A 9665-nucleotide genomic window follows, 5' to 3' on the forward strand; every position below is an offset into this window, starting at 1 on the left:
GCCCGGGCACTGGCCCAAGCGGGCTTCGACCTCGCCCAGCTCAATGCGGAAACCACGGATTTTCACCTGGTCGTCGTTACGCCCCAGGTAATCCACCGTACCGTCCGCCCGCCAGCGCGCCAGGTCGCCGGTGCGGTAGAGCAAGGCACCGGGATCGGCATTGAACGGATCGGCGACGAACTTCTCGGCGGTCAGTTCAGGGCGATTCAGATACCCTTTCGCCACGCCGTCGCCACCGATGTACAGCTCGCCGGCCACGCCGATGGGCACGGGTTGCCGGTTGGCATCCAGCACATAGACCCGGCTGTTGCCAATCGGTCGGCCAATCGGGATTCCACCCTCGCCCACGGTTTTGATCTCGTGGGTGGTGGTGAAGGTGGTGGCTTCGGTCGGGCCGTAGCCGTTGAGCAGGTGCAGCGGCGCGCCTTCGTTCAGGACGCGGCCGATCACCGCCGGGTCGAGCACATCGCCGCCGACGATCAGGTAGCGCAACTGGGCGAACACTGACATCAGCCCGGCGGCGTACTGATGGAACAGGCCGGCGGTCATCCACAGCACGCTGACCGATTGCTCTTGCAGCAGTGCCGCAAAACGTTCCTGTGTCAGCAACACGTCCTGGTCGACCACCACCACGCAACCGCCGTTGAGCAACGGCGCCCAGACGTCGAGGGTACTGGCGTCGAATGCCGGGTTGGAGGCAAAGGCGACGCGGTCCTCGGTGTTGAAGTCGGCGTAACCGTTATTGATCACCAGCCGGTTGATCGCCCGGTGCGGCACCAGCACGCCTTTGGGGGTACCGGTGGAACCGGAGGTGTACATGATGTAGGCCACCGATTCGGTGCTTTGTATCAACCTCAGGTCATGATCCGCCTCGCTATCCAGGACGACGGTGTCCAGATCCACACGGGCAATCCCCTCAGGGGCCGTCATCGTGCTCAGGCTCAGAAGCGTCCGGGCACCGCTGTCGCGCACCATGAACTCCTGACGCTCCAGCGGCGCGCTGACGTCCAGCGGCACGTAGGCGGCGGCGCACTTGAGAATCGCCAGTTGGCTGACCAGCAGCTCAATCGAACGCTCCAACGCAATCGCCACTCGATCGCCCGGTTGCACACCGAGGCCGACCAAATGGCGCGCCAGGCGATTGGCCCGGTGGTTCAACTCGGCGTAGCCCAGGCTGTACGCGTCGTGCACAGCTGCAATAGCCTGCGGACGTTCCTTGGCCTGGGCTTCGAACAGGCCATGGACGGTCCTGTCCTGGGGATAGCTGCGAGTAGTGGCGTTGAAATCCACCAGCAATTGCCGACGCTCGGTCGACGGTAGAATCGACAGGCTGTGCAACGGCGTCTGCGGAGCTTGTTCCAGCGCCTCGACCAGATGCTCCAGGGCAACGCTCATGTAAGCACACATCCGTTGCGCGCCGATCTGCGGCACCGCCAGCGCCGACAAGCGGAAATCTTCGCCCAGGTCATCCACCGACAAGGTCAGCGGGTAGTTGGTACGCTCTTCGTTGCTCAGCAGTTGAATACCGTCCCAAGCCACCAAGGCTTCGCTCGAGGCGGCATCCGCGGCGCTGTGCCGGTAATTGAGCAACGCGCTGAACAATGGCAGCGGCGCGGCCACGGCGCTGCAACGCTGGGCCAAGGCCAACGAGGCGTGCTCGTGCCCCAAAAGACCGGTCAGGCGCGCGTGTGCGGCTTTCACCCCGTCGCGCACGCCTTGGGCTCCGACACTCACCCGCAGCGGCAAGGTGTTGATGAACATGCCCAGCGCCCGGTCGGCGCCCTCGCCGCCCTGCATCCGCCCCATCAGCACGGTGCCAAAGACAACGTCCTGCTTGCCGGATACCTGCCCCAGCACGTGTGCCCACGCCAGGTGATGCAGGCTCGCGGCGCTCACGCCCAATTGACGGGCCTGGGCCCGCAGACGACGACTCAAGTCGACAGGCAGACTCAGTCCGGCTTCTTCGATATCGCTACCGTCGCCGCGAACGTCCAGCACGCCAAACGGCAATGTCGGCTCGTCGACATCGCTCAACATGTCACGGAAGAACCCTTCGTGCTCCGCGCGGCTCACGCCCAGGCGGGCCTGGGCCACGTAATTGCGAAACGGTACTGCCTCGCCCAACTGGTCGGCCTGGCCCAGCAGGTGCGCCTGCATCTCGTGCTGCACCACTTCCAGCGCCGTGTGATCGAGGGCCATGTGGTGGAACAGCAGCATCGCCACCCAGCGTTGATGGGCAGGATCGTGGGCGTATGCGATGCGCATCAATGGCGCCTGTTGCATGTCCAGGCGGTAATGCAGGGTGTCGAAGCGCTCGTGTAACTGCCCGGCGATGTCGCCCGCCTCGGCGGTCAGCGCCAGCTCTTCCACCGCCAGTTGCGCTTTGCGCCAGACCACCTGCACCGGCTCGTCCAGGCCTTCCCAGACCACCGAGGTGCGCAGGATGTCATGGCGATCGATGACGCCTTGCAAGGCCTGGGCAAACGCCTCCAGCCGCTCGCGATCCGTGACGATGAACGTGGCTTGCAACACATAGGGATCCCCCGTGTGCGCAGCGATGTGGTGATAGAGAATCCCCTCCTGCAACGGTGCCAACGGGTAGATGTCCTGCACGTTGCGCGCACCACCCGGCACCGTCTCCACGATGCGGTCGATGTCTAGCTGGTCCAGCACCACCAAGGGCAGCATCGATGGCGTGATTCGGGTACAGCCCAGCAGAATGCCGTTGTCCGGCACCACAACCTCGCTGCCACTGCCAACCGCCGACGCCAGCGCCGCGAGCGTTGGCTGGCTGAACAGCACCCGCACGTCCGCCGACAAGCCGAGCTGGCGCATCCGGCCAATCAAGCTGACGGCCAACAGCGAATGCCCGCCCAGTTCGAAGAAATGATCATGACGGCCCACACGCTCGACCTTGAGCAGGTCCTGCCAGATCTGCGCCAGGGCGGTTTCGACTTCGCCTTGCGGGGCTTCGTAGCCACGGGTGATGACGGCATCCAGGTCCGGCGCCGGTAGCGTCTTTCGATCAAGTTTACCGTTGGGGGTCAGCGGTAAGGCATCCAGGCGCACGTAGGCGGCAGGTACCATGTAAGCCGGCAGTTGCGCTTGCAAGTGCGTGCGCAGGGTTTCTATTTCTACTGTTTCATCCGGTGAGTGTTGGGTGAAATAGGCCACCAGGCGTTTGTCGCCCGGCACGTCTTCGCGGGCCAGGACCACGGTTTCCTTGATGTTTGGAGCCTGGACGAGCTTGGCTTCGATCTCACCCAGTTCGATGCGGAAACCACGGATCTTGACCTGGTCGTCGTTGCGGCCCAGGTATTCGATGTTGCCGTCCGGCAGGTAACGGCCCAGGTCGCCGGTTTTGTACATGCGCGCGTTCGGGGCCGTGCTGAACGGATCCTTGAGGAAACGCTCGGCGGTGAGGTCATCGCGATTCAGGTAACCCCGCGCCACGCCGGCACCACCGATGTAGATTTCACCCGGCACGCCCAATGGCACCGGCTGTTGGTGTTCGTCCAGCAAGTAGAACTGGGTATTCGCCACCGGTTTGCCGATGTGTGCGGCAAACCCGTCTTCGCGAGCCATCGACACCCAACTTGAGTAGGTTGTGGTTTCCGAAGGGCCGTAGAGGTTGCACAGACGCTTGACCTGGGTCTGTTCGAACAGCGTTTCCACCAGGCTGCGCTTGAGCGCTTCGCCAGCGACGTTGACCGTGTCGACGCCCTCGCCCAGTCCACCGGATTCCAGCAAGGCCTTGAGCGCCGAGGGCACGGTGTTGATCAGGGTGATGTCGTGCTCACCCTGTTGCAGTTCCAGCACATTAGTCACGACTTCGATGCTGCCGCCCGACGTCAACGGCGCGAAGCATTCATAAACGGCCAAGTCGAAGTTCAGCGAGGTGGAAAACAGGGTTTTCGACAACGTGGCGTCATCGAACGAACGATGGGCCCAGGTCAGGAAGTTCACCGTGTTGCGGTGTTCGATCATCACGCCCTTGGGCAGACCGGTGGAACCGGACGTGTAGATCACATAGGCCAGGTGTGACGAGGTCAGGCCCGGCACCTGTGGATTAGGCGCCGCTTCGTCCTGCCAGACGCCCTGGTCGAGGTCGATCACCGGTACCGCCATCTCGCCCAGCAAGTGGCGCGTGGTTCCTTGAACCAGGATCGCCGCCGGGGCACTGTCTTCGAGCATGTAGGCAATGCGGTCCTGCGGATAAGCCGGGTCGAGCGGCACATAACCGCCCCCGGCCTTCAGAATGGCGAGCAGCCCTACAACCATGTCGATACCACGTTCGACACAAATCGCCACCCGCGAATCAGGCTTCACACCCTGCTTGCGCAGGTAATGCGCCAAGCGGTTGGCCCGTTCATTCAACTCGCGATAGTTCAGGCGTTGCTCGCCGCGAATCACCGCAACGGCATCCGGCGTACGCTGCACCTGCTCCTCGAACAGCCCATGAATGGTCTGCTGCCGCGGATAATCGGCTTCGGTGGCGTTGAACGTCACCAGCAGTCGTTCACGTTCCGAGGCCGGCAGGATCGACAGGCGATACAGAGCCGCCTGTGGCGTCTGCTCCAGTGCCTGCACCAGCGTTTGCAGCGCTGCGTGCATATAAGCGCAAACCCGTTGGGCGCCGATCTGCTGCGCGACCAGCACCGTCAGGTTGAAACCGGTCCCCAGGTCATCGACGTTCAAGGTCAACGGATAATTGGTACGGTCTTCCCCATCCAGGACGTTGATACCGCGCCATGCTTGCAATGCCTGAGCCGACGCCTCGCCCGTGGCGCGGTGCCGATAGTTGAGCAAGGCGCTGAACAGCGGCAACGGCGCCGCCACACCACTGCAACGCTGGGCCAGCGCCAGCGAAGCGTGCTCGTGCCCGAGCAAGGCCGTCAGTTGCCCATGGACCGCCTTGACACCAGCCTTGACACCTTGGCCGCCCAAGCTCACGCGCAGCGGCAAGGTATTGATGAACATCCCCAGTGCGCGGTCGGCGCCCTCGCCAGCCTGCATCCGGCCCATCAGGACCGTACCGAACACCACCTCCTGCTTGCCGGACACCTTGGCCAGCACTTGCGCCCACGCCAGGTGCACCAGGCTGGCGGCACTCACCCCCAGTTGACGGGCTTGGGCCCGCAAGCGCAGGTCCAAGGCGGCATCCACCGCCTGGGTGGTCTCTTCAATATCGCGACCACCACCCTGCACGTCCTGCAGATTGAAGGGCAGTGTCGGCTCGTCGATATCGCCGAGCATGTCGTGAAAGAACGCCTCATGTTCTTCCCGACTCACACCCAAGCGTGCCTGGGCTACGTAATTGCGATAGGGCACCGCTGCGGTCAGTTGCCCGGCTTCACCCAGCAGGTGCGCTTGCATCTCGTGCTGCACCACGTCCATCGCCGTGTGGTCCAGGGCGATGTGATGGAACAACAGTGTCGCGACCAAGCGATGATTGGCCTCGTCCCTTGCGTAAGCCAAGCGCATCAGCGGCGCCTGGGCGACATCGATACGGTGGTGGCGCGGGTCGAAACGCTGGCGCAATTGCCCAACGATATCGCCAGCGGCCGGGTCGAGATCGAGCGCTTCGAGGTGCAGCCTGGCTTCACGCCAGACCACTTGCATGGGCTCTTCCAGGCCTTCCCAGACGATGCTGGTGCGCAAGATGTCATGACGATCGATGACGACCTGCAATGCCTGGACGAACGCCTCGAGACGCTCCTGGTTGTCGAAGGCAAACTGTGACTGGAGCAGATACGGGTCGCCCTGCTCGGCAGCCAGGTGATGATAGAGGATACCTTCCTGCAATGGAGCCAGCGGGTAGATATCCTGCACATTGCGCGCCCCGCACGGCACCGTCGCCACGAGACGGTCGATGGTTTCCTGGGAGAGGTTGGCCAGCGGCAACAGATCGGCGGTGATGCGCTCGCAATCCAGCGCAATGAGGTTCGCCGGAACGCTGACTTCCTTTCCACTGCCAACGGCGGCCGCCAGCGCGGCCAGGGTCGGTTGATTGAACAGTACGCGCACATCGGCGCTCAAACCGGCCTGACGCATGCGTTCGATCAGGCTGACCGCCAGCAGCGAATGCCCGCCCAGTTCGAAGAAATGATCATGACGGCCCACACGCTCGACCTTGAGCAAGTCCTGCCAGATCTGCGCCAGGACGGTTTCGACTTCGCCTTGCGGGGCTTCGTAGCCACGGGTGATGACGGCATCCAGGTCCGGCGCCGGTAGCGCCTTTCGATCAAGTTTACCGTTGGGGGTCAGCGGTAAGGCATCCAGGCGCACGTAGGCGGCAGGTACCATGTAAGCCGGCAGGTGCGCTTGCAGGTGCGTGCGCAGGGTTTCTATTTCTACTGTTTCATCCGGTGAGTGTTGGGTGAAATAGGCCACCAGGCGTTTGTCGCCCGGCACGTCTTCGCGGGCCAGGACCACGGTTTCCTTCAGCCCATCGTGGCGCGCAAGTTTGGCTTCGATCTCGCCGAGTTCAATGCGGAAGCCGCGGATCTTGACCTGATCGTCGTTGCGGCCCAGGTATTCAATGTTGCCGTCCGGCAGGTAACGGCCCAGGTCGCCGGTTTTGTACATGCGCGCGTTCGGGGCCGTGCTGAACGGATCCTTGAGGAAACGCTCGGCGGTGAGGTCATCGCGATTCAGGTAACCCCGTGCCACCCCGGCACCACCGATGTAGATTTCACCCGGCACACCCAATGGCACCGGCTGTTGGTGCTCGTCGAGCAGGTAGAACTGGGTGTTCGCCACCGGCTTGCCAATGTGCGCGGCAAACCCGTCTTCGCGAGCCATCGACACCCAACTTGAGTAGGTTGTGGTTTCCGAAGGGCCGTAGAGGTTGCACAGACGCTTGACCTGGGTCTGTTCGAACAGCGTTTCCACCAGGCTGCGCTTGAGCGCTTCACCGGCGACGTTGACCGTGTCGACGCCCTCGCCCAGTCCCCCGGACTCCAGCAACGCCTTGAGCGCCGAGGGCACGGTGTTGATCAGGGTAATGTCGTGCTCACTCTGTTGCAGTTCCAGCACATTAGTGACCACGTCGATGCTGCCGCCCGACGTCAGCGGCGCGAAGCATTCGTAGACCGCCAGGTCGAAGTTCAGCGAGGTCGAGAACAGGGTTTTCGACAGGGTTTGAGCATCAAACGAACGATGCGCCCAGGTCAGGAAGTTCACCGTGTTGCGGTGTTCGATCATCACACCCTTGGGCAGACCAGTGGAACCGGAGGTGTAGATCACGTAGGCCAGATGTGCGGACGTCAGCTCGGCAACCTGCGGATTCTGGACGGATTCGCCCTGCCACAGCCCGCTGTCGAGATTGATCACTGGCATCGAGGCGCCGGCCAGCAGTTCAACAGTCGCGGTCTGGGCCAACACCGCTGCTGGGGCACTGTCTTCCAGCATGTAGACAATGCGGTCCAGCGGATAGGTCGGGTCCAACGGCACATAACCGCCGCCGGCCTTGAGGATCGCCAGCAGGCCCACAACCATGTCGATACCACGTTCGACACAAATCGCCACCCGCGAATCAGGCTTCACACCCTGCTTGCGCAGGTAATGCGCCAAGCGGTTGGCCCGTTCGTTCAACTCGCGATAAGTCAGCCGTTGCTCGCCACGGATCACCGCAACGGCATCCGGCGTACGCTGCACCTGCTCCTCGAACAGCCCATGAATGGTCTGCTGCCGCGGATAATCGGCTTCGGTGGCGTTGAACGTCACCAGCAGTTGTTCACGTTCCGAGGCTGGCAGGATCGACACGTGCTGCAAGGGCAGGTCCGGCGTCTGTTCCAGCATGCGGACCAGACTTTCCAGTGTCTGGCGCATATAGCCAGCAATGCGCTGGGCGCCAATCCCGGCCAGGGCCAGCACGCTGAGACTGAAGCCTTCGCCCAAATCATCCACCGATAAGGTCAGTGGATAGTTGGTGCCCTCCGCACCGCCCAGCGAATGCAGACCCTCCCACGCCTCCAGCGTCTGTACCGTGGGCGCTTGCGCCGTGCCGCTGTGGCGGTAGTTGAGCAACGAACCGAATAACGGCGCGGGCGCGGGTACACCGCTGCAACGCTGGGCCAACGCCAACGAAGCGTGTTCATGGCCGAGCAACGCTGTCAGGCCCGCGTGGGTGGCCTTCACGCCTTCGCGCACACCCTGCCCGGCCAGTTTCACCCGCAACGGCAGTGTGTTGATGAACATGCCCAGTGCGCGGTCGGCACCGTCGCCACCCTGCATCCGGCCCATCAATACTGTGCCGAACACCACGTCCTGTCGGCCGGAAACAGCGCCGACCACCCGCGCCCAGGCCAAGTGATACAAGGCTGCCGCGCTGACACCCAACTGGCGGGCCTGCGCTCGCAAGCGACGGCTCAATTCTACATCGATCGGCAGGTGGACTTCCTCGACCACCGATTCGCCTTCGGGCACTGCGGAAAACCCCAGCGGCAACGTTGGCTCATCGACATCGCCCAGCATCTCGCGGAAAAATGCTTCATGGGAATCGCCGCCCACACCCAGGCGGACCTGCGCCACATAGTTGCGATAAGGTACGGGCTCGGGTAACTGGTCGGCCTGCCCGAGCAGAAACGCCTGCATCTCATGCTGCACCAACTCCAGCGCCGCATGGTCCATCGCCATGTGGTGGAACAACAGGATCGCGACCCAACGCTGGTGGGTTTGATCCTGCGCACAGACCAGACGCATCAGCGGCGCCTGGCCGACGTCCAGTCGGTGATGCCGAGTGTCGAAGCGTTGCTGCAGTTGCCAGAGAATCTCGCCATCGGCAGGGTCCAGCACGATCTCTTCCAGCGACAATCTGGCCTGGTGCCAGACCACTTGCACGGGCTCGTCCAAGCCTTCCCACACCATCGAAGTGCGCAATATGTCGTGGCGATCGATCACGCCTTGCAGAGCCTGGGTAAAGTCATCCAATCGTGCGCGTCGGTCCGCGCCGAACAAGGCCTGCAACACATAGGGATCACCCTGCTCCGCGGCGAGGTGATGATAGAGAATGCCCTCCTGCAACGGCGCCAGGGGGTAAATGTCCTGCACGTTGCCCGCACCGCCAGGAACGCTGTCGACGATCCGGTCGATCGCCTCCTGGCTGAGGCGGGCCAGGGGCAGCATGTCTGGCGTGATACGGAATGCCGGGCTCAGCCAGTCGCCACCGTTTCTCTCCACCAGCTCAAGCAGTTCGCGCTTATGGACAATGAGGCTGTCCCACAGCGCGTTGTCCAGTCCTTCGTCGTCGCCCAGGATCACAAGGTTGTCGTCGTCCTGTTGGAGACGGATCGGGTACTGGGACAGAGCTGTCATCAATTCGCTGAATTGCATCGAAGGACCTGCTTTTCTAGTTCGGAGTGGTTGACGATAAAAACGTGTTGTTCAGGTACGGCGCCGCGCCTGGACGGTGGTTGGCCGACCTCGGCGCACGGGCCAAAGCGATGGATAATCGTCACGTTCAACCGAAGGAGGCGGTTTGCGAACCGCCCCCTTACAGGCCAAAAAAAATTAGAGCATTCGGTAGGTGATGTCTGTCATGGGAAGCAGGGACAAGCCCCGACGTCGCTCAGCCAGGACGTACAGACGCGCAGGATTCGGGGCGAGCGCCCTGCCCGGAAAGCCCGGGACAGGGCATTCACCCCTCGGATGAAGCTGCCGAC

The 9665-nt window shown here is 62.8% G+C and carries 1 protein-coding gene (cut by a window edge); it reads right to left on the reverse strand.

What is annotated here, in order from left to right; all coding sequences use genetic code 11:
* Positions 1 to 9129 carry the start of a non-ribosomal peptide synthase/polyketide synthase gene (locus EPZ47_RS31020; protein WP_476705384.1) on the reverse strand. The gene continues 21600 nt to the left of window position 1, outside the view, so 9129 of the gene's 30729 nt are visible here — the first part of the coding sequence; its start codon is at positions 9127 to 9129; its stop codon lies off the left edge, out of view.
* Positions 9130 to 9665: the final 536 nt, after the last annotated feature.

The sequence above is a fragment of the Pseudomonas viciae genome (genome assembly GCF_004786035.1).
Classification (GTDB): domain Bacteria; phylum Pseudomonadota; class Gammaproteobacteria; order Pseudomonadales; family Pseudomonadaceae; genus Aquipseudomonas; species Aquipseudomonas viciae.